The organism is Streptomyces anulatus, assembly GCF_014650675.1.
In the GTDB taxonomy this organism is placed as follows: Bacteria; Actinomycetota; Actinomycetes; order Streptomycetales; family Streptomycetaceae; genus Streptomyces; species Streptomyces anulatus.
The window spans coordinates 94,654-113,889 of sequence record NZ_BMVK01000013.1 but is presented as its reverse complement, the minus strand read 5'-3'; the positions used below and the strand labels follow the sequence as shown (position 1 = coordinate 113,889).

Below are 19,236 nucleotides of genomic sequence, written 5' to 3'. Positions count from 1 at the left end.
GACTCCCTCTCCGTCTTCGACACATCCGATGTCAGATCATGCCGGACTGTTCGGCTTGTTGCGCGCTGCCCCCGCCCGCTCTTCGGCGAGACGGCGGTGTTCGGCCGCCTTCCGCTCGTGAATGACGGCCATCCGCAGGTGATATTCCGGATCATCCTGCTCATAGACGTCGGGTACCCCGGATTCGTCCTCGTCCAGCTCCTCGGCCGCGATCAGTGCCCGGTACTTGCGTACCCGGATCTTGAGCAGCACACAGGCGAGCAGGGCCGCGATCAGCGAACCGAGCAGTACGGCGGCCTTGATCTCGTTGACCATCTCCGGATCGCCCTCGAAGGCGAGCTCGCCGATGAGCAGCGAGACCGTGAACCCGATGCCGGCGAGCGAGGCGACCGCGAAGACATCGGCCCAGGCCAGGTCCTTGTTCAGCTCCGCCTTGGTGAAGCGGGCGGCGAGATAGGTGCCGCCGAAGATACCGACGGTCTTGCCGACGACGAGACCGAGGACGACGCCGAGCGTCTCGGGCCGGGTGAAGACGCCGGCCAGCGCCTCCCCGTTCAGCGCGACCCCGGCCGAGAACAGGGCGAACAGCGGGACGGCGATTCCGGCCGACAGCGGGCGGACCAGGTGTTCGATGTGCTCGCCGGGGGAGTGCTTCTCGCCCTCGCGACGGGTGCAGCGCAGCATCAGACCCATCGCGACACCGGCGATGGTGGCGTGGATGCCGCTGTTGTACATCAGGCCCCAGATGACCAGGGCGAGCGGAACGTAGACGTACCAGCCCCGGACGTCGAAGCGGAGGAGGAAGTAGAAGACGGCCAGGCCGAGGACCGCCCCGCCGAGCGCCATGAAGTTCAGGTCCGAGGTGAAGAACACCGCGATGATCAGGATCGCGAAGAGGTCGTCGACGACGGCCAGGGTGAGCAGGAAGGCGCGCAGCGCGGACGGCAGCGAGGTGCCGATCACCGCGAGGACGGCGAGGGCGAAGGCGATGTCGGTGGCGGTGGGGACCGCCCAGCCGTCCGTCGAGCCGCCGCCGACGACCGTGGTGAGGGCGTAGACGAGGGCGGGCACCGCCATGCCGCACAGGGCCGCCACCACCGGGAGGGCCGCGGCCTTCGGATCGCGGAGTTCGCCCGCGACCAGTTCGCGCTTGAGCTCGACGCCGGCGACGAAGAAGAAGACGGCGAGCAGTCCGTCCGCCGCCCAGTGCGCCACGGAGAGGTCCAGGCCGAGGCTGCCGGGGCCGAAGTGGAAGTCGCTGACCGCTCCGTACGAGCCGCCGAAGGTGTTCGCCCAGACGAGTGCGGCCACCGCCGCCACCAGCAGCAGTACGCCGCCGACCGTCTCGGTACGGAGGGCCTCCGCCACGTAGTTCCGCTCGGGGAGCGAGAGCCTGCCGAGCAGCGGGCGCCGGGGCGGCGCGGGCGGCGCGGGTGTGGGCGGGTTGGGCGGTACCACGAGAGGACCTCCAGGTCAGGGCGGCATGAGGGCATGACTGATGGACATGCCGACCAGACTTCCCGGCGCCCCTGTGGAGATGTTCTCTGCAGTTGTCGGTGAAGCGCCCACTCTACCGGGGGCGTAAAGAGCGGGACCGTATTGGGTGATCTTCAGACTAAATGCCCGATGGGCACCCGGCGCGTTGCCGGATGCCCATCGGAGCCGTACTCATGCGTCTGTTCCGTGCTGTCGGTCCTAGTCCTCGGACGAGGAGGACGGCAGCTGGGTGGTGATCAGGTCCATCACGGAGGAGTCGGTCAGCGTGGTGACGTCGCCCAGTTCGCGGTTCTCGGCGACGTCGCGGAGCAGACGGCGCATGATCTTGCCGGAGCGGGTCTTCGGCAGCTCGGCGACCGGCAGCACCCGCTTGGGCTTGGCGATCGGGCCGAGGGTCGCGCCGACGTGGTTGCGCAGGTCGGCGACCAGTTCGTCGGAGGAGGTCGCGGTGCCACGCAGGATCACGAACGCCACGATGGCCTGGCCGGTCGTCTCGTCGGCGGCGCCGACCACGGCGGCCTCGGCGACCGACGGGTGGGAGACGAGGGCGGACTCGACCTCGGTGGTCGAGATGTTGTGCCCGGAGACGAGCATGACGTCGTCGACCCGGCCGAGCAGCCAGATGTCGCCGTCCTCGTCCTTCTTCGCACCGTCTCCCGCGAAGTACTTGCCCTCGAAACGCGACCAGTAGGTGTCGATGAACCGCTGGTCGTCGCCCCAGATGGTGCGGAGCATGGAGGGCCACGGCTCGGTGAGGACGAGGTAGCCGCCCCCGCCGTCCGGTACCTCGTTGGCGTCGTCGTCCACGACGGTGGCGGCGATGCCCGGCAGCGCGCGCTGGGCGCTTCCCGGCTTCGTCTCCGTCACGCCGGGCAGCGGCGAGATCATCATCGCGCCGGTCTCGGTCTGCCACCAGGTGTCCACGATGGGGCACTTGTCGGCGCCGATGTTCTTCCGGTACCACATCCACGCCTCGGGGTTGATCGGCTCACCGACCGAACCCAGGACGCGCAGCGAGGACAGGTCGAACTTCGCGGGGATATCGTCGCCCCACTTCATGAACGTACGGATCGCGGTGGGCGCCGTGTAGAGGATCGTGACGCCGTACTTCTGCACGATCTCCCAGAAGCGCCCTTGGTGCGGGGTGTCCGGGGTGCCCTCGTACATGACCTGCGTCGCGCCGTTGGCCAGCGGCCCGTAGACGATGTACGAGTGCCCGGTCACCCAGCCGATGTCGGCGGTGCACCAGTAGACGTCGGACTCCGGCTTGAGGTCGAAGACCGCGTTGTGCGTGTACGAGGCCTGGGTGAGGTAGCCGCCGGAGGTGTGCAGGATGCCCTTCGGCTTACCCGTGGTGCCCGAGGTGTAGAGGATGAAGAGCGGCTGCTCCGCCTCGAAGGCCTCGGGGGTGTGCTCGGCGGACTGCCGGGCGGTGATCTCGTGCCACCAGACGTCGCGGCCCTCGGTCCACGCGGTGTCTTCGCCGGTGCGGCGGACGACGAGGACGTGCTCGACGTTCTCGAAACGAGATACGGCGTCGTCGACGGCGGGCTTGAGCGCGGACGGCTTGCCGCGGCGGTAGCCGCCGTCGGCCGTGATGACGACCTTGGCGTCCGCGTCCTTGATACGGGCGGCGATGGCGTCGGCCGAGAAGCCGCCGAAGACCACGGAGTGCGCTGCGCCGATGCGGGCGCAGGCCAGCATCGCGATGGCGGCCTCGGGGATCATCGGCAGGTAGACGGCGACCCGGTCGCCCTTGCCGACGCCGAGTTCGGTCAGCGCGTTGGCGGCCCGGGAGACCTCGTCCTTCAGCTCCGCGTAGGTGATGGCCCGGCTGTCGCCCGGCTCGCCCTCGAAGTGGATGGCGACCCGGTCGCCGTTGCCCGCCTCGACGTGGCGGTCCACGCAGTTGTACGCGACGTTCAGCTTGCCGTCCGCGAACCACTTCGCGAAGGGCGGGTTGCTCCAGTCGAGGGTCTCGGTCGGCTCGGTGGCCCACGTCAGGCGGCGGGCCTGCTCGGCCCAGAAGCCCAGCCGGTCCGCCTCGGCCTGCTCGTACGCCTCTGCGGTGACGTTGGCGTTGGCGGCCAGCTCGGTAGGCGGAGCGAATTTCCGCTCTTCCCGAAGCAGGTTGGCCAGGCTCTCGTTGCTCACGACTTCTCCCAGTCCCAGGGTGTCCGTTGTGTCCCGGGGCATAGCTCATCAGGCGCGGGGCCAGGTGACAAGGGCCTGCCGGGAATTGGTTTAGACCTGTGTCTTCGTGTATGGAGCCATGATCCCGCTCCGCGGTCGAGGGTCGCCGTACGACGCGTGGCGCACGGCGGTTCCGTCCCCGCCGGGTGTGTCGGGATGCATCGGGGTGCGTCGGGGTGCGTCGAGGTGTGATGCGGGGCGGGGTCACCTGATTGCACGGGCCCGGGACTCGCCCGGTTCAGGCCGGAGGCGTTCGGGCTAGTTGGTAACTCTTATCAGTGAATAGGCAGCTTTTCATTCGGTATGTCGCCCTTGCTGTGCGGAACCGCGTGCGAATTTGGCCGCGCCGTGTCGGCACTTCAACGCAAATAACCTGCAAGGAAGAGGGTGGGCGGATGATGGCCGCCACGAAGAGGATCGTCTTGGGCGTCATGTCCACGGCCTTGGTCGCTGTTCTCGCGGGCTGTTCCGGAACCGGGTCCGGAGGGTCCGGGGGCGCCGGAGCCGATGCGGAGAAGGGTGCCCACGGCGCCAAGGAGAACCCCCCGGCCGCCGCCCCGAAGAACGCGGTCAAGCTCATCGGGGACGGATCCACCGCCTTCACCGGGGTCCAGCCGAAGGTGCCGGCCGTCGAACGCCTGGCACCCGGCGAGAAGCCTCCCCAGTTCGTGGTGTTCTCCTGGGACGGTGCCGGAGAGGACAGCCAGAAGCTCTTCTCGCACTTCCGCGGCGTGGCCAAGAAGTACAACGCCAAGATGACGTATTTCCTCAGTGGCGTGTACCTGCTGCCGGAGGAGAAGAAGGACCTCTACAACCCGCCCCAGCACGCCCCGGGCCGTTCCGACATCGGCTTCAACGACACCGAGGGCATCCGCGACACCCTCAACGAGGTGCGTGCCGCGTGGCTGGAAGGCAACGAGATCGGCACCCACTTCAACGGCCACTTCTGTGGTGCGGACGGTGGCGTCGGGACCTGGTCCGTTGATGAGTGGAAGAGCGAGATCAGCCAGGCGAAAGCTTTCGTCAAGAGCTGGAAGACCAACACTCCGGAGCTGAAGGGCGAGGCCCCGCTGCCCTTCGACTACGACAAGGAACTGGTCGGCGCCCGCACCCCCTGCCTCGAAGGCCAGAAGAACATGGTCGCCGCCGCCCGGACCATGGGCTTCCGCTACGACTCCAGCGGCGTCGGCAACCAGGTCTGGCCCAAGAAGAAGGACGGGGTCTGGGACATTCCGCTCCAGCTCGTTCCGATGCCGGGCCGCGCCTTCGAGACCCTCTCGATGGACTACAACTTCATGGTCAACCAGTCCGGTACGACCACCCAGGGAGACCCCTCCCAGCACGAGTACTGGGGCAACCAGATGCGGGACGGGCTGCTTCAGGCCTTCGACCGCTCGTACAACGGCAACCGGGCGCCCCTGATCATCGGCAACCACTTCGAGTCCTGGAACGGCGGCACCTACATGCGCGCCATCGAGGAGACCATCGCGAAGGTGTGCACCAAGGAGGGCGTGCGCTGCGTGTCCTTCCGCCAGCTCGCCGACTGGCTGGACGCGCAGGACCCGAAGGCGCTGGCCAAGCTCACCACGCTCGGCGTCGGCGAGGCGCCCAAGACGGGCTGGTCGTCCTACCTCGGCACCCAGCAGGCAGCCGTGAAGCCCGCGGACAAGGGCACGGAAAAGGCCCCGGACCAGGCTCCGGCCGAGAACGCCGGAAAGGCTCCGGGCGGGGACGCGGGGAATTCCCCGGGCCAGGCTCCGGGCGGAGACGCCGGGAAGGCCCCGGGCGGGGATGCGGGAGATGCCCCGGGGCAGTCCCCGGGTGGTGACGCCGGGGACGCCCCGGACCAGGCCCCGGACCAGGCCCCGGATCAGGCCCCGGATCAGGCCCCGGATCAGGGTGACGCGGGAGCGGATCCCGCAGGAGCGACTGGCTGAAGCACCGAGTGAACAACCGGCCGAAACATCGGCCGGCCGCGCTCGCCGCATCTTCGCCGACCATTCGCCTGCCACTCGCCGGCCGCCTTTCGGCGGCCGGCGCATGTGGGCGGCAGACGTGGTGGGACGGGGCGAGCGAGGACGGCGGGCGAGAACGGCGGGCGTGGTGGCGAGGGTGGGGGCGGCGAGGAGGGCCCACCACGTGAGGCGTCAGGCGGGTGCGGTCACGCCCGCTCCGGTGCGCCGTTCGTCGAGCACGAAGGCGGGGTCGACCTGGGCGGCCAGGTCGGCGCCGGTCTTCTCGTTGCCCCAGCTCTCGGCGTTCTTCAGGTGGAAGTGCACCATCTGGCGCGTGTAGCGCTCCCAGTCGCGCAGCCCGTACGAGTCCTCGGCGGTGTCCTGCAGTGTCTGCAGGGCCATCCGGTTGTCGGCCTCCAGCAGCTCGAACCTGGACGGCCGCCCCTTCTCCATCGACCGTACCCAGTCGGAGTGGCCGATCCCGATCAGCAGGTCGTCGCCGACTTCCGCGCGCAGGAACTCCAGGTCGTCCGGGCCCTGCACCTTGTTCCCGACGACCTTCAGGGCGACGCCGAAGTCGCGTGCGTACTCCTTGTACTGGCGGTACACCGACACCCCCTTGCGGGTCGGCTCCGCGACCAGGAACGTCATGTCGAAGCGCGTGAACATACCCGAGGCGAACGAGTCCGAGCCCGCCGTCATGTCGACCACGACGTACTCGTCGGGGCCGTCGACCAGGTGGTTGAGGCAGAGTTCCACGGCCCCGACCTTGGAGTGGTAGCAGGCCACTCCGAGGTCGGACTCCGTGAAGGGCCCTGTCGCCATCAGCCGGACGTCCCCGTCGTCGAGCCGCACCGTGCGCGAGCAGGCCGCGAAGATCGGGTTGTCCTCGCGGACCCGCAGCAGCCGGGAGCCCTCGCCGGGCGGAGTTGTCTTGATCATCGTCTCGGCGGAAGCGATACGGGGGTTGGCGCCCCGCAGATAGTCCTTGATGAGGGGGAGGTGCGCACCCATGGCGGGCAGCGCGGCGGCCTCTGCCTCGTCCAGACCGAGAGCGGCCCCCAGGTGCTGGTTGATATCGGCGTCCACGGCGATGACGTGGGCTTCGTTGGCGGCGAGGTGGCGGATGAAGAGCGAGGACAGCGTGGTCTTTCCGCTGCCGCCCTTCCCGACGAAAGCGATCTTCATGTTCACCTAGGGTAGTGGGTCGATTGCGGTGTGCTGTCACTGTTCGTGAAGATGGCCACTTGGGGGTGGCGCGGGTGTGGTGGGCGCGTAGCCTCGCTACTTATGAGTACGACTGCCTCAGACCCCCTCGCCGCGCTCGGTTCCCTGCCCGGCGTTCCCGATGCTGTGGACTCCGTGCGCAAGGCTGTCGACCGGGTCTACGGTCATCGCGTCATGCGGCGCCGCAGCAATGAGGTCACGGCCGAAGCCGCACTGCGGGGTTCTCGTGGTTCGGCCGCGCTGGCCGGTGCCGACTGGAACCTCGAAGAGGTGCGTCGGCGTACCGACTTCAGCGGTGAGGACGAGGCGCGTGTGGTCGGCGCCGCGCTGAGGCTTACCGCAGAGGCGGGGCAACTCCTCTCCATCTGGCGGCAGTCGCCGCTGCGGGTGCTGGCTCGGTTGCATCTGGTGGCGGCCGGCGGGGCGACTCCCGACGACGCGGTGGGGCGCCCTCGGCTGGCGGGCGAGTCCGTCGACGAGCCGCTGATCGAGGCGCCGCTTCCCGGGGCCGAAGAGGTCGCCGGACGGCTCGAAGGGCTCTCGCAGCTGATCATTGCGGGCGGCAGCGCCCCCGCGCTGGTCACGGCCGCCGTGGTGCACGGCGAGCTGCTGGCGTTGCGCCCCTTCGGCTCGCACAACGGTCTGGTGGCCCGGACGGCTGAGCGCATCGTGCTGATCGGCAGCGGGCTGGACCCGAAGTCGATCTGCCCGGCCGAGGTGGGGCACGCGGAGCAGGGCCGGGCGGCGTATGTCGCGGCGTTCGAGGGCTACACGGCCGGAACCCCGGAGGGTATGGCCGCCTGGATCGCCCACTGCGGGCGCTCCGTCGAGCTGGGTGTGCGCGAGTCGACCGCGGTGTGCGAGGCGCTTCAGCGCGGCGCCGCCTGAGAACCCCCGTCGCGGCTGCGGCCCGGGCGCCCGATGCTGCCTGGTGCCGGATGGTGCCGGATGGTGTCCTTGGGGCCGAGGTGACCTCGGGTGCGGATGCGGCCTCAGGTGGGGCCGAGGTGGCCTCAGGGGGCGGCGCGGCCCCAGGCCCGACGCGGTCTCAGTTCCGACGCAGGCTCAGGTCCGGTGCGGCGGGCGTCGGAGGGGCGAGGCAGGCGTCGGAGGAGGATGGCTGCCGGGCGGCCGAAGGGTGATGGCGCGGGGCAAGGGTTGCGGCGGTACCGATGTGCGGTACCGCCGCTGGCACGTCCGCCCAGTTACCAAGCGTCCTCGTAGTTTGCCCATCAGGTCGGGTACTTTGCCCGTCACCTGGTGCGGCTGGCCCGTAATCGACGGGTCGACGTCGCGTGGGTGCTCGGCTTTCGTGCTCGGTCCGTGGGGCCGTTCTGCGTTACAGGTCATCCTCGCGGATGTCCTTGGTCTCGCGGGCCGTTAAATCCTTTGTACTCCAGGACCAGGGGAAGGGAAACCCCTGGCCCCGCTTCTTTACTTTTAGGTTCAATCAAGGGCGAATCGGGCGGGGGAGGTGAGGTGAGGCGAGGTGCGGCTCCGGTGGAGTGGCCTCGCCTCACCTCGCTGTGCCTCGCCCCGTTTCACCCGGGCAGGGTGGCGCCGGCGGTGCGTCGGCGGCTGGCGTACCAGACCAACCCGGCGGTGACGGCCGCCGCGCCGACCGCGGCCGCAGCGACGAGGGCGGGGCGGGGCGGCATCGAGAAGGCGGGCAGTCGCTGCTTGAGCCGGACCGGGCGGTTGAAGACGAGAATCGGCCACTCGCGAAGGGTCGCTTCGCGGCGCAGCGCGCGGTCGGGGTTGACCGCGTGCGGATGGCCGACCGACTCCAGCATCGGTACATCGGTCGCGGAGTCGCTGTAGGCGTAGCAGCGCGAAAGGTCGTACCCCTCCGATACCGCGAGCGCCTTCACGGCCTCGGCCTTGGTCGGTCCGTAGGCGTAGTACTCGACCTCGCCCGTGAAGCAGCCGTCGTCGCCGACGACCATGCGCGTGGCGACGACGCGGTCGGCGCCGAGCAATTCGCCGATGGGTTCGACGACTTCGGCGCCCGAGGTCGAAACGATGACCACATCGCGTCCCGCCGTGTGGTGTTCCTCGATGAGCGTGGCGGCCTCGTCGTAGATGATCGGGTCGATCAGGTCGTGCAGGGTCTCGGCGACGATCTCCTTGACCTGCTGGACGTTCCACCCCTTGCAGAGGGCGGAGAGATATTCACGCATCCGCTCCATCTGGTCGTGATCGGCGCCCCCGGCGAGGAACACAAACTGTGCGTACGCAGTGCGCAGTACAGCGCGGCGGTTGATCAGTCCGCCTTGGTAGAAGGACTTGCTGAAGGTCAGCGTCGAAGACTTCGCAATGACCGTCTTGTCCAGGTCAAAGAAGGCTGCTGTGCGCGGCGAGAAGCAGTTTTCCACAACGCTGAGCATAGGGGCCCACCATTCGGCGTAAACTCCGGCGCGTGGGTTTGCCTGAGAAGGCCCTCGGGTACACCATGGAAGTCACGGATCGTTCGCGACCGTGCTAACCCGGTCCGACTCCTCCCCCCCCCGAGTCGGCCGTGGGGACGACCCCCGCTCTCCCCCCCGGCGGGGGTCGTCGCATGTCCGGACGCGTTTTAGGGGCGGAAACCACCTGAGCCTCCCGTCTGGCCGTCATCGGCCCGATCGTGCGAGCCGGGTGTTGTGCGACTCGTCTCGTCACAGTGTGTAGCCAGAGGGCTGCGCTCCGGAAGTCGCTGGTTCGGGTTACGGAGTTATTCACAGCCCGGAAGTTGTCCACAGTTTTTCATCAAGATCCACATGATTTTCCGCGGTGCTGCACGTTGATTCCACCCGCGAAGTCCGCGGGTGCCGGAATCGCGCATCTCGGAAACGCTCCGAGAACACCGCGAACCGCACTGAAGGGGCAGTGAGAAGGGGGCGGAGATCGTGGCTGGATCCATCGCAGGAGAAGGGGCGGCGGTCGCCGAGGGGCGGCGCGGAGGCCCGCTGATCGTGACGGAGGACGTGGAACTGCTCGACGACCTGCTGCGGCTGTGCGCGGCGGCCGGAGCCGAGCCGGAAGTTCATCACGGGCCGCCCGGACGCCGTGGCGGCTGGGAGCGGGCTCCGATGGTGCTGGTCGGAGACGACGCCGCCGCGCGTTGCCGGGGCGCTGGCCGCAGGAAGGGGGTGATGCTGGTGGGCCGGGACCAGGACGACCCGGATGTGTGGCGGCGGGCTGTGGAGATCGGGGCCGAGTATGTCCTGCGGCTGCCCGATTCCGAGAGCTGGCTCGTCGATCAGATCGCCAACGCCGCCGAAGGAGTGGGGCGGCCCGCGTTCACCGTCGGCGTGATGGGCGGGCGGGGCGGCTCCGGCGCATCAACGCTGGCCTGCGCCCTTGCCGTGAGTGCGGCGAGGTCCGGTAGGCGGACGATGCTGATCGACGGCGACCCGTTGGGTGGCGGGATCGACGTCCTGCTCGGCGGCGAACGTGCCGAAGGCATGCGGTGGCCGGATTTCGCCCAGTCGAAGGGCCGCCTCGGGGGCGGAGCCCTGGAGGACTCACTGCCCGCGCTCCACGGGCTGAGGGTGCTGAGTTGGGGTCGGGACGACGAGGTGGTGATCCCGCCGCAGGCGATGCGTGCGGTGCTGGCCGCCGCGCGGCGACTCGGTGGGGTGGTGGTCGTTGACCTTCCCCGCCGGGTCGACGAGGGAGTCGCCGAAGCATTGGCCCAACTCGATCTCGGCCTGCTCGTGGTGCCGGGCGAACTGCGTGCGGTAGCAGCGGCCAGGCGCGTCGCGGCCACGGCCGGAATGGTCCTGGACGACCTGCGGGTGGTGCCCCGGGGGCCGTATGCGTCAGGTCTGGACGGGCGATGGGTCGCCCGGGCCATCGGTCTCCCGCTCGTCGGTGAACTTCCTGTGGAATCGGGCCTTCTGGTCTCCCAGGACGATGGCACTCCGCCCGGCGGCAGTGCCCGGGGCCCGTTGGCCCGGTTCTGTTCGGCCTTCTGGGAACAGGTGGCGGCGGCCGGTGACACCAGCCCCGTGACCGGCCCGCCCGGGGGAGGTGCGGCATGACGGACGAACTGCTCGACGCCGTACGCCAGCGGCTGGCACGCAGCGGTGCCGCTCCCACTCCGGCCGGAGTGGCCGCAGCTCTGCGGGCCCAGGGGCGGCTGCTGGGGGATGCCGAGGTGCTCGGGGCCGCGGCAGAGCTGCGTGGCGAACTCATCGGCACGGGAGTGTTGGAGCCGTTGCTCGCGGATCCGGAGGTGACCGATGTGCTGGTCTCCGCACCGGACCGGGTGTGGGTGGACCGGGGTGGTGGGCTCCAGCTGACGGGCGTCACCTTTCCGGACGCGGCTGCGGTGCGGAGGCTGGCCCAGCGTCTCGCCGCAGTGGCCGGCAGGAGGCTGGACGACGCACGGCCATGGGTGGACGCGCGACTGCCTGACGGCACACGGATGCACGCCGTGCTGCCCCCGGTGTCCGTCGGCTCGACCTGCCTCTCGCTGCGCGTGGTGCGGCCACGGGCCTTCTCGCTGGCGGAGTTGGTGGACGCGGGCACGGTGCCGCCGGGCGGAGACCGGATCCTGCGGGCCCTCGTGGAAGCGCGGATCTCCTATGTGATCAGCGGCGGCACCGGGGCGGGCAAGACGACGCTCCTCGCCAGCCTGCTGGGCGCGGTCGGTGTGAACGAGCGGATCGTGCTCGCCGAGGACTCCGCCGAACTGCGGCCGGACCATCCGCATGTGGTCCGCCTGGAGTCCCGTCCCGCCAATCAGGAGGGAGCGGGCCGGGTGACTTTGCGAGATCTGGTGCGGCAGGCGCTGCGCATGCGGCCCGACCGGCTGGTGGTCGGAGAGGTGCGGGGCGCTGAAGTCACCCAGCTGTTGGCCGCATTGAACACTGGGCACGAAGGTGGGTGCGGCACCGTCCACGCCAATGCCGCTGAGCATGTCCCCGCCCGACTGGAGGCGCTGGGCACTGCCGCCGGTCTCGACCGGGTTGCTCTGCACAGCCAGTTGGCGGCCGCGCTCTCGGTGGTCGTGCATCTCGTGCGGGACCGTGCGGGGCAGCGGCGGGTCGCCGAGGTGCACGTCCTGGAGCGGGACGCGGCGGGCCTGGTCCTCACGGTTCCGGCTCTGAGTTGGGGTGTCGGCGGATTTGTTCCGGAGCTGGGATGGGAACGGCTGCGGTCGCTGATCGGGGGTGCGCTGTGACGGGGACACCGTCCGCGTACGCGGCTCATGCGGTGGCTCTCTGCGCGGGATCAGCGGTGTGGCTCGCGATAGTGCGGGACACGGGTGTTCGGCGGGCGCGGGTGCTGTTCGTGGACGCTCCCACCGAGCCGCGTCGGACATGGAGCCGGTGGCCATGCCTGCTCAAGGCCCTGGAGCGCGTGACGGAGTCGGCCCGGGGGCATCGCGAGTGGTGGTGCGTTCCGGTCGCGGTGCTGCTTGCGGTGCTGGGAGGTTCCGTGCTGCCGCTGGTCGGGGGAGCCGTGGCGGTCCCGTTGGTGCGGCGGTGGCTGCGGAGGCGGGCCGGAGCACGGGAGGCGGAGAGGGCCGCGGCCGCGGTGGCGGCGTTGTGCGGAGCCGTGGTCGGGGAGCTGCGGGCCGGCCGTGAGCCGGGCCAGGCGTTGCTGGTGGCGCTGCGCGAAGGCCTGGCGGAGGACTGCTCTTCGGTGACGCCCGCTTCCACCGGCCGGCTGGGGGAGGCGGAGGCCGCGGTGCTGGCGGCGGCACGGTTCGGCGGTGACGTGCCGGCGGCTCTTCGGCAGGCGGCACAGGGCCCGGGGCTGGGAGGCCTGTCCGGGATGGCCGCGTGCTGGCGAGTGGCCGTGGACGGCGGGGCCGGGCTGGCGACCGGGCTGGAGCGCCTGGAGGCCACGTTGCGAGAGGACCGGCGCAGACGGGAGGAGCTACGCGCTCAACTGGCGGGAGCGTGGTCGACGGTCGTGGTCCTGGCACTGCTCCCGGTCGCGGGTCTTGGGCTGGGAGCGGCACTCGGAGCCGACCCCTTGCGCGTGCTGCTGCACACCCCGGGTGGCCTGGCCTGTCTGGCGGTGGGGGCGTCCCTGGAGGCGGCCGGGCTGTACTGGGCCTGCCGGATCGTGCGGGGAGCGGAGGCGGCGTGAACGCGGCGGACGGAGAAGTTCTCCACAGCCTGGGGATGTCGGCGGCGGTGCTGGGCGCGGCGGCCCAGCTGGCATCCGTGGCCTCCGCCGGATTCCGGAAGCGAGCGGTTCGCGGGCGGGGCGCACTGTTGTTGGGGACGGTCATTGCGGCACGGCCCGGCAGGTGGAGCCGGCTGGTCGCACCGTTGCGGGCGAGCTGTGGTTCGGGTCCTTCCGAGGCCGCCCGGCGGTGGGCGGCTCCGGCCGGGGCCTGGCTGGCCGGATGGATTCTGGTCGGTGGTGTGATGGGCTGCGCGGTCGGTTCGGTCGCGGCGTACGGGATGTGGCGGTGGCGGCGGTCCCGCCCTCGTACGCGTCCCGGCGACAGCCATCCGGAGAGGGCCGTGATCGCCCGGCAGCTTCCGCTGGTCGCGGATCTGTTGGCGGCCTGTATCGCGGTCGGGGCAGGCCCTCGGGAGGCTGCCGAGGAGGTGGGTGAATCCATCGGTGGCCCGGTCGGCGACCGGCTGGCCCGAACCGCCGCCGAGATCCGCCTCGGCGTTGAACCGGCCGAGGCGTGGGGTCGGTTCGGGGAGATACCGGGCGCAGGCCCGCTGGCCCGCTGTCTGCACCGGGCAGGTTCGACGGGGGCCCCGGCCGCAGAGCCGGTTGCCAGGCTGGCCGAGTCGATGCGTGCCGAGCGAGCTGCTGCGGCGGTGGCGCGGGCGCAACGGGCCGGGGTGCTGATCACCGCGCCGGTCGGTCTCTGCTTCCTCCCCGCCTTTCTGGCGGTCGGGGTGGCGCCGGTGATCATCGGCCTGGCCGGCGACCTGCTCGCGACCGGCCGTCCGGGCCGGTGAGGTTGCGCGGGCCGGGTATGCCTGCGCGGGGTTCGCGGCCGACCACGACCTGTCGGTCATTCATTTTCGCTGTCACTCACGGGTGTTCCGTTCGGGCGCCCGCTCGTCATCGATGCTCATCGGGGGATGAAATGGAAACGAAGTTCTGGGACCGGGCCGTCGACGTTCTGCGCGGAGGCCGACGGTCCACAGGAGTGCCGGACCGGACGGCGAAGTGGGCCGCACGGTGGGCGGGGCGGCTCGGCCGGTCCGACCGGGGGATGACCACGTCCGAGTACGCGGTGGGAACCATCGCCGCGTGTGCCTTCGCGGCGGTGCTCTACAAGGTGGTGAACAGCGGGCCGGTGATGTCGGCGCTGCAGTCACTGGTCGAGGACGCGCTCGATGCGAAGTTCTGAGACCCCGCCGGGGTCCTGCCCGGGGAAGGGGCCCGTGGCGTCGGACCGCCGCCTTTCCCGGGGGCGGGACCGGGGGCTGCGCGGGCGCCGGCCCGCGAGTGGCGACGGGTGCGGAGACAGGGGTGCGGTGTCCGCGGAGGCGGCCGTGGTGATCCCGGTGCTGGTGACCTTCGCCATGGCGCTGCTGTGGGCGTTGCTGGCGGCCTCGGACCAGATCCGGTGCGTGGACGCGGCGCGGGCGGGGGCACGGGCGGCTGCCCGCTCGGAGCCGGAGGCGGCGGTACTGGAAGTCGCGCGTGACGCGGCGCCCCACGGCGCCCGGGTCGAGGTGCGGCGGGCCGGAGACCTGTGGCGCGTCCGGGTGGAGGCCCCGACCCCGGGGCCGGGCGTGCTGGCCCTGACGTTGAGCGCCGAGGCGGCTGCACTGGCGGAGGACACGGTCGGGGGTGCCGGGCCATGAGGGCGAGGGGAACCGCAGGCCAGGGGCTGGACGGGCTGGGCGGGCGTCGCCGTCGGGGCAGGTTCCGGCGGTGGGCCCGGGCCCGGGTCCAGGCCCGGCACCAGGCCCGGGACCGGGCCCGGGATGAAAGTGAGGGGGAGGGCAGCGGGATGGGCCGTGGCGGGGACCAGAGGGTGGGTCGGATCGCGAACCGGGATGCGGGTCTTGGCGCGGACCGAGGCATGGCGACGGTGTGGGTGGCTGTCACCGCGGCTGGTCTCTGCGCCGTGTTCGCCGTGGTGCTCGCGCTTGGCCAGGCCGTGGCTGCCCGTCATCGGGCGGGTGGGGCCGCGGATCTGGCGGCCCTCGCGGCTGCGGACCGGGCACTGGAAGGGGTGGTGGTCGCGTGTGAGACGGCCCGCAGGGTAGCCCTTGCGCAAGGGGCTGAGCTCGTTCGCTGCGCGGTGCACGGGGAGATCGCCGATGTGACTGCCCGCTCGGGATTCGGGCCCTACCTCCCCACCGTCAGGGCCCGGGCCGGACCACCGGCGGATCCCTGGGCCGGACCACCGGCGGATCCCCGGGCGGGACCACCGGTGGATCCCCGGGCCGGGCCCTGACCACGACTCGATCCCGGGGCCGGAACTCCGGCTGGCCCCCGGACCTGTCCACCGGCCTATCCCTGGGCTAGGCCATGCCCACGACCGATTCCCGGGCCAGAACTCCGGCCGATTTCCGGGCCGGGCCTTGACCACGATCCGATCCCTGGGGCCGGCTTCGGCGTGGTCCTGCTGTTCGATGAAGTCGGTCCGACAGGTGTGGTTGGTCCGTCAGTGGGTTGTCGGTCCGTCAGGGGGCGTCGGTCCGTCAGGTGTGGTCGGTTCGTTCGGTTCCGGGGGTGCGGCCCTGAGGAGTTCGGTGAGCAGGCGTACGGCTCCGCGTTTGTGCAGGGGTTCGTTGCCGTTGCCGCACTTGGGGGACTGGATGCAGGAAGGGCAGCCCGCCTCGCACTCGCAGGACGCGATGGCCTCCCGGGTCGCCGTCAGCCACGTACGGGCGGTGTGGAAGGCTCGCTCGGCGAATCCGGCTCCTCCTGGGTGGCCGTCGTACACGAAGACCGTCGGCAGCAGGGTGTCCGGGTGCAGCGGTACGGACACGCCGCCGATGTCCCAGCGGTCGCAGGTGGCGAAGAGCGGCAGCAGGCCGATCGAGGCGTGCTCCGCGGCGTGGAGTGCGCCGCCGAGGATCTCCGGATTGATGCGGGCCGCGTCGAGCTGGTCCTCGGTGACCGTCCACCACACGGCGCGGGTGCGCAGGGTGCGGGGCGGCAGGTCGAGCTTCGTCTCGCCCAGGACTTCCCCGGTGATCAGCTTCCGGCGGAGGAACGAGACGACCTGGTTGGTGACCTCGACGGAGCCGTAGCAGAGCCGCCCCTGCCCCCAGGGGATCTCGGTGTCGGTCTCCAGGACGGTGATGGCCGTGGTGTCGCGGGCGACCGTCGAGTACGGCGGGTCGGCCTGCTCGACCAGGGCGACGGAGTCCTCCAGGTCCAGTTTCCGGACCAGGTGGGTGCGGCCCTGGTGGAGATGGACGGCCCCCTCGTGGACGGCCGTGTGGGCGGCGGCCGCGTCGACGGTGCCCAGGAGGCGGCCGGTGCCCTCCTCGACGATCTGGATAGGACGCCCACCGCCGCCCCGGATGTCGGCCAGGTCGGCGGCCCGTTCGCGCCGGGTCCAGTGCCAGCCCGACGCCCGTCTGCGCAGCAGCTTCGCCGCCTCCAGTTGGGGCAGCAGTTCGGGCACGGCGGGGCCGAAGAGGGCGATGTCGGGCTCGGTGAGGGGCAGTTCGGCGGCCGCGGCGCAGAGGTGGGGGGCGAGGACGTAGGGGTTGTCCGGGTCCAGCACCGTCGACTCGACGGGCTGCTGGAACAGCGCCTCGGGGTGGTGCACCAGGTAGGTGTCCAGCGGGTCGTCCCGGGCCACGAGAACGGCCAGGGCGCCCTGCCCCGAGCGGCCGGCCCGGCCTGCCTGCTGCCAGAGGGACGCCCGTGTGCCCGGGTAGCCGGAGATGACGACCGCGCCGAGGCCGGAGACGTCGATGCCCAGTTCCAGGGCGGTGGTGGCCGCCAGACCGAGCAGTTCGCCGGAGTGCAGCGCCCGCTCCAGGGCCCGGCGCTCCTCGGGGAGGTATCCCCCGCGATAGGCGGCGACCCGCTTCGGCAGTGAGCGGTCGACCTCCGCGAGGCGCTCCTTGGCGATCACCGAGATCAGTTCCGCGCCGCGCCGGGAGCGTACGAAGGCGACCGAGCGGACGCCCTGGAGGGTCAGGTCGGTGAGCAGGTCGGCGGTCTCGGCCGTCGCGGTACGGCGTACGGGTGCGCCCTTCTCGCCGTGCAGGTCGGTCAGCGGGGGCTCCCAGAGGGCGAAGACCAGCTCGCCGCGGGGGGAGGCGTCGTCGGAAACCTCCCGGACCGGCAGGCCCGTCAGACGCCCGGCTGCGACCGCGGGGTCCGCCGCAGTGGCGGAGGCCAGCAGGAAGACCGGATCGGCCCCGTAGCGGGCGCACAGGCGGCGTAGGCGGCGCAGGACCTGGGCGACGTGGGAGCCGAAGACGCCCCGGTAGGTGTGGCACTCGTCGATCACGACGAACCGTAGGGCACGCAGGAAGGACGCCCAGCGGGGGTGGGACGGCAGGATCCCGCGGTGCAGCATGTCGGGGTTGGTCAGGACGTAGTTCGCGTACTGCCGCACCCATTCGCGTTCCTCGACGGGGGTGTCGCCGTCGTAGACCGCGGGCCTGACGGCGTTGCCGAGCGGGGCCGCGAGCGCCTTCACCGAGCGCCGCTGGTCGGCTGCGAGGGCCTTGGTGGGGGCGAGGTACAGGGTGGTGGCCCCGCGGCCGTTGGGGGCCTCGGAGCCGTCCAGGAGGGTGCTGAGGACCGGCGCGAGGTACGCGAGGGACTTCCCGGAGGCCGTGCCGGTGGCGATCACGACCGATTCGCCGTCCAGCGCGTGCTCCGCCGCAGCCGCCTGATGCGCCCACGGATGGGCGATCCCGGCTTTTTCGATCGCCGAGATCACTTCTGGCCGGATGCGATCCGGCCAGATGGCATGGGTTCCCGATCTCGGGGGCAAGTGCTCCGTATGAGTGATGCGCGCGGCCCGGCCCGCCCCTGCGGCGAGCCGGTCGAGGATCATGGCGGGAGAGGGGCGCGAGCCCCCACTCTCGGGTGGTTGTCCGGGACGGTGATTCTTGGCCATCGGCACCGAGTGTGTCACTGGCGTGACGGACAATGGTCCCAAGGCGTCGTGCATGGCTGCTGGTAAGTGATTGAATGCCATCGCGGCTGGCGATCCGTCCCCTGGCCTCCGTCGGGGAGACCGAGGGGCGACCGCTCGATAGCAAGGTGCTGGAGGATCCGTGGACCTGTCCCTGTCGACTCGCAATGTGTCCGGCCCTGGTGGCGACCGTACGGTCGTCGAGGTCGGTGGCGAGATTGATGTGTATACCGCGCCCAAGCTGCGCGAGCAGTTGGTCGAGTTGGTGAATGACGGCAGCTACCACTTGGTTGTCGACATGGAAGGCGTCGACTTCCTCGACTCCACCGGCCTCGGCGTGCTCGTGGGCGGCTTGAAGCGTGTCCGGGCCCATGAGGGCTCGTTGCGCCTGGTCTGCAACCAGGAGCGCATTCTCAAGATCTTCCGGATCACAGGTCTGACCAAGGTGTTCCCGATTCACACCACGGTCGACGAGGCTGTCGCCGCCACCGACTGAGGTCGGAGCGGACCGGCCCCCGGGTCGGTCGGCAGGCAGTGAACAGGCCGACAGCGGCAGCGCATGGGCCGTGACGGGCAGGCGGTCGACCCTCGGGTCGGCTGTCGGCTTTGTCGGTTTCCGGAAGAGGAGAGCAGGGGTGCCGGGCGACACGCCCGGGGCCTCTGAGGCGTACGCCCGATCGTTCGAGGGGGATGTCATGGCCACCGTTGAACTCCGCTTCAGCGCCCAGCCTGAACATGTCAGGACGGCCCGCCTGGTGGCGGCCGCCGTGGCGCGCAGGGCCGGTGTCGACGAGGCGGTGCTCGACGAGGTCAGGCTCGCCGTCGGGGAGGCGTGCAGCCGCGCGGTCGGGCTGCACCGCAGTCACGGCATCACCGCGCCGGTCAGCGTCGCGCTGACCGAGGAGGAGAAGGCGTTCTCCATCGAGGTCGGGGACAGTGTTCCCGGCCCCGGCGGGGATCCCGCCGGGGCCGGGGCGCGCAACGGCTCCGGTGCGTCCGGAGCGGGGCCGGACCGGCCCGATCCCGAGGCGGACGGTGAGGGCGAGGACGAGATGGGCCTCGCGGTCATCAGCGGTCTCGTCGACGACGTGGAGGTCCGTTCCGGTGCGGGCGGCGGAGTGATCCGCATGAGCTGGCCGACGGCCGACGCCACCGCACGACCCTGAGGGCCCGCGCCTGTGCCCGTACCCATACCCGCGTTCGCACCCGCGTTCGCATGTTCGCACCCGCGTCCGTGGTCGTTGTTCCAGGTGCCGAGGCCAGTGTCTGAGGCTAGTGCTGAGTGCTGAGTGCCGGGACCCGTCCTGTTGTCCCGGCACGTTG

Annotated in this window: 16 protein-coding genes; 11 read left to right on the top strand and 5 right to left on the bottom strand. The window is 70.8% G+C overall.

Going from position 1 to position 19,236, the window contains the following annotated elements:
- Positions 1-36: 36 nt before the first annotated feature.
- A complete protein-coding gene (gene nhaA, locus IE272_RS27735; RefSeq protein ID WP_050362500.1) occupies positions 37-1,458 on the bottom strand; it encodes a Na+/H+ antiporter NhaA in 1,422 nt (473 codons plus the stop codon).
- 237 nt (positions 1,459-1,695) lie between these two features.
- A complete protein-coding gene (gene acs, locus IE272_RS27730; RefSeq protein WP_050362501.1) occupies positions 1,696-3,693 on the bottom strand; it encodes an acetate--CoA ligase in 1,998 nt (665 codons plus the stop codon).
- A gap of 392 nt (positions 3,694-4,085) precedes the next feature.
- Between acs and IE272_RS27725 the strand changes: the two genes are divergently transcribed.
- Complete coding sequence (locus IE272_RS27725) at positions 4,086-5,627, top strand: polysaccharide deacetylase family protein (RefSeq protein ID WP_190008568.1); 1,542 nt, start codon at positions 4,086-4,088, stop codon at positions 5,625-5,627.
- A gap of 210 nt (positions 5,628-5,837) precedes the next feature.
- On the opposite strand, the gene IE272_RS27720 is transcribed toward IE272_RS27725, so the two are convergent.
- On the bottom strand, positions 5,838-6,833 hold the full coding sequence (locus IE272_RS27720; protein ID WP_050362503.1) for an ATP-binding protein: 996 nt from the start codon (positions 6,831-6,833) through the stop codon (positions 5,838-5,840).
- A gap of 102 nt (positions 6,834-6,935) precedes the next feature.
- Here IE272_RS27720 and IE272_RS27715 point away from each other — a divergent pair, with 102 nt between their 5' ends.
- A complete protein-coding gene (locus IE272_RS27715; protein ID WP_073958105.1) occupies positions 6,936-7,760 on the top strand; it encodes a Fic family protein in 825 nt (274 codons plus the stop codon).
- Between the two features lie 653 nt (positions 7,761-8,413).
- On the opposite strand, the gene IE272_RS27710 is transcribed toward IE272_RS27715, so the two are convergent.
- On the bottom strand, positions 8,414-9,259 hold the full coding sequence (locus tag IE272_RS27710) for an HAD family hydrolase (RefSeq protein WP_032791512.1): 846 nt from the start codon (positions 9,257-9,259) through the stop codon (positions 8,414-8,416).
- Positions 9,260-9,760: 501 nt separating this feature from the next.
- Between IE272_RS27710 and ssd the strand changes: the two genes are divergently transcribed.
- From ssd to IE272_RS39240, 7 genes are all read left to right on the top strand, one after another.
- Entirely contained in the window at positions 9,761-10,897 is a 1,137-nt protein-coding gene (gene ssd / locus IE272_RS27705; RefSeq protein WP_050362506.1) for a septum site-determining protein Ssd, read from the top strand.
- The gene (locus tag IE272_RS27700) at positions 10,894-12,042 is read left to right on the top strand and encodes a TadA family conjugal transfer-associated ATPase (RefSeq protein ID WP_190008565.1); all 1,149 of its coding nucleotides are present in this window, start codon (positions 10,894-10,896) and stop codon (positions 12,040-12,042) included. The genes ssd and IE272_RS27700 overlap by 4 nt, the downstream gene beginning before the upstream one ends.
- A complete protein-coding gene (locus tag IE272_RS27695) occupies positions 12,003-12,959 on the top strand; it encodes a type II secretion system F family protein (protein WP_373304197.1) in 957 nt (318 codons plus the stop codon). Before IE272_RS27700 ends, IE272_RS27695 begins: the two co-directional genes overlap by 40 nt.
- Positions 12,956-13,798: a type II secretion system F family protein gene (locus tag IE272_RS27690; RefSeq protein ID WP_190008561.1), complete on the top strand. Its 843-nt coding sequence runs from the start codon at positions 12,956-12,958 to the stop codon at positions 13,796-13,798. The genes IE272_RS27695 and IE272_RS27690 overlap by 4 nt, the downstream gene beginning before the upstream one ends.
- A gap of 131 nt (positions 13,799-13,929) precedes the next feature.
- Entirely contained in the window at positions 13,930-14,196 is a 267-nt protein-coding gene (locus IE272_RS27685; protein WP_050362509.1) for a DUF4244 domain-containing protein, read from the top strand.
- Positions 14,197-14,323: 127 nt separating this feature from the next.
- Entirely contained in the window at positions 14,324-14,656 is a 333-nt protein-coding gene (locus tag IE272_RS27680; protein WP_373304196.1) for a TadE family type IV pilus minor pilin, read from the top strand.
- Positions 14,653-15,255, top strand: coding sequence for an Rv3654c family TadE-like protein (locus IE272_RS39240; protein WP_308433880.1), 603 nt, complete (start codon positions 14,653-14,655; stop codon positions 15,253-15,255). The genes IE272_RS27680 and IE272_RS39240 overlap by 4 nt, the downstream gene beginning before the upstream one ends.
- A 210-nt stretch (positions 15,256-15,465) precedes the next feature.
- On the opposite strand, the gene sftH is transcribed toward IE272_RS39240, so the two are convergent.
- Positions 15,466-17,976: a DEAD/DEAH box helicase gene (sftH, locus tag IE272_RS27670; RefSeq protein WP_190008555.1), complete on the bottom strand. Its 2,511-nt coding sequence runs from the start codon at positions 17,974-17,976 to the stop codon at positions 15,466-15,468.
- A gap of 79 nt (positions 17,977-18,055) precedes the next feature.
- Here sftH and IE272_RS27665 point away from each other — a divergent pair, with 79 nt between their 5' ends.
- The gene (locus IE272_RS27665) at positions 18,056-18,409 is read left to right on the top strand and encodes an STAS domain-containing protein (RefSeq protein WP_003967428.1); all 354 of its coding nucleotides are present in this window, start codon (positions 18,056-18,058) and stop codon (positions 18,407-18,409) included.
- 199 nt (positions 18,410-18,608) lie between these two features.
- The gene (locus tag IE272_RS27660; protein WP_190008553.1) at positions 18,609-19,079 is read left to right on the top strand and encodes an ATP-binding protein; all 471 of its coding nucleotides are present in this window, start codon (positions 18,609-18,611) and stop codon (positions 19,077-19,079) included.
- The last annotated feature ends 157 nt before the right edge of the window (positions 19,080-19,236 follow it).

Excerpts from the sequence above, each read along its gene's own strand:
- acs (WP_050362501.1), bottom strand. The coding sequence starts at position 3,693 with ATGCCCCGGGACACAACGGACACCCTGGGACTGGGAGAAGTCGTGAGC.
- sftH (WP_190008555.1), bottom strand. The coding sequence starts at position 17,976 with ATGGCATTCAATCACTTACCAGCAGCCATGCACGACGCCTTGGGACCA.
- IE272_RS27725 (WP_190008568.1), top strand. The coding sequence starts at position 4,086 with ATGATGGCCGCCACGAAGAGGATCGTCTTGGGCGTCATGTCCACGGCC.
- IE272_RS39240 (WP_308433880.1), top strand. The coding sequence starts at position 14,653 with ATGAGGGCGAGGGGAACCGCAGGCCAGGGGCTGGACGGGCTGGGCGGG.
- IE272_RS27710 (WP_032791512.1), bottom strand. The coding sequence starts at position 9,259 with ATGCTCAGCGTTGTGGAAAACTGCTTCTCGCCGCGCACAGCAGCCTTC.
- IE272_RS27660 (WP_190008553.1), top strand. The coding sequence starts at position 18,609 with ATGGCCACCGTTGAACTCCGCTTCAGCGCCCAGCCTGAACATGTCAGG.
- IE272_RS27685 (WP_050362509.1), top strand. The coding sequence starts at position 13,930 with ATGGAAACGAAGTTCTGGGACCGGGCCGTCGACGTTCTGCGCGGAGGC.
- IE272_RS27720 (WP_050362503.1), bottom strand. The coding sequence starts at position 6,833 with ATGAAGATCGCTTTCGTCGGGAAGGGCGGCAGCGGAAAGACCACGCTG.
- IE272_RS27715 (WP_073958105.1), top strand. The coding sequence starts at position 6,936 with ATGAGTACGACTGCCTCAGACCCCCTCGCCGCGCTCGGTTCCCTGCCC.
- IE272_RS27695 (WP_373304197.1), top strand. The coding sequence starts at position 12,003 with ATGGGAACGGCTGCGGTCGCTGATCGGGGGTGCGCTGTGACGGGGACA.
- IE272_RS27700 (WP_190008565.1), top strand. The coding sequence starts at position 10,894 with ATGACGGACGAACTGCTCGACGCCGTACGCCAGCGGCTGGCACGCAGC.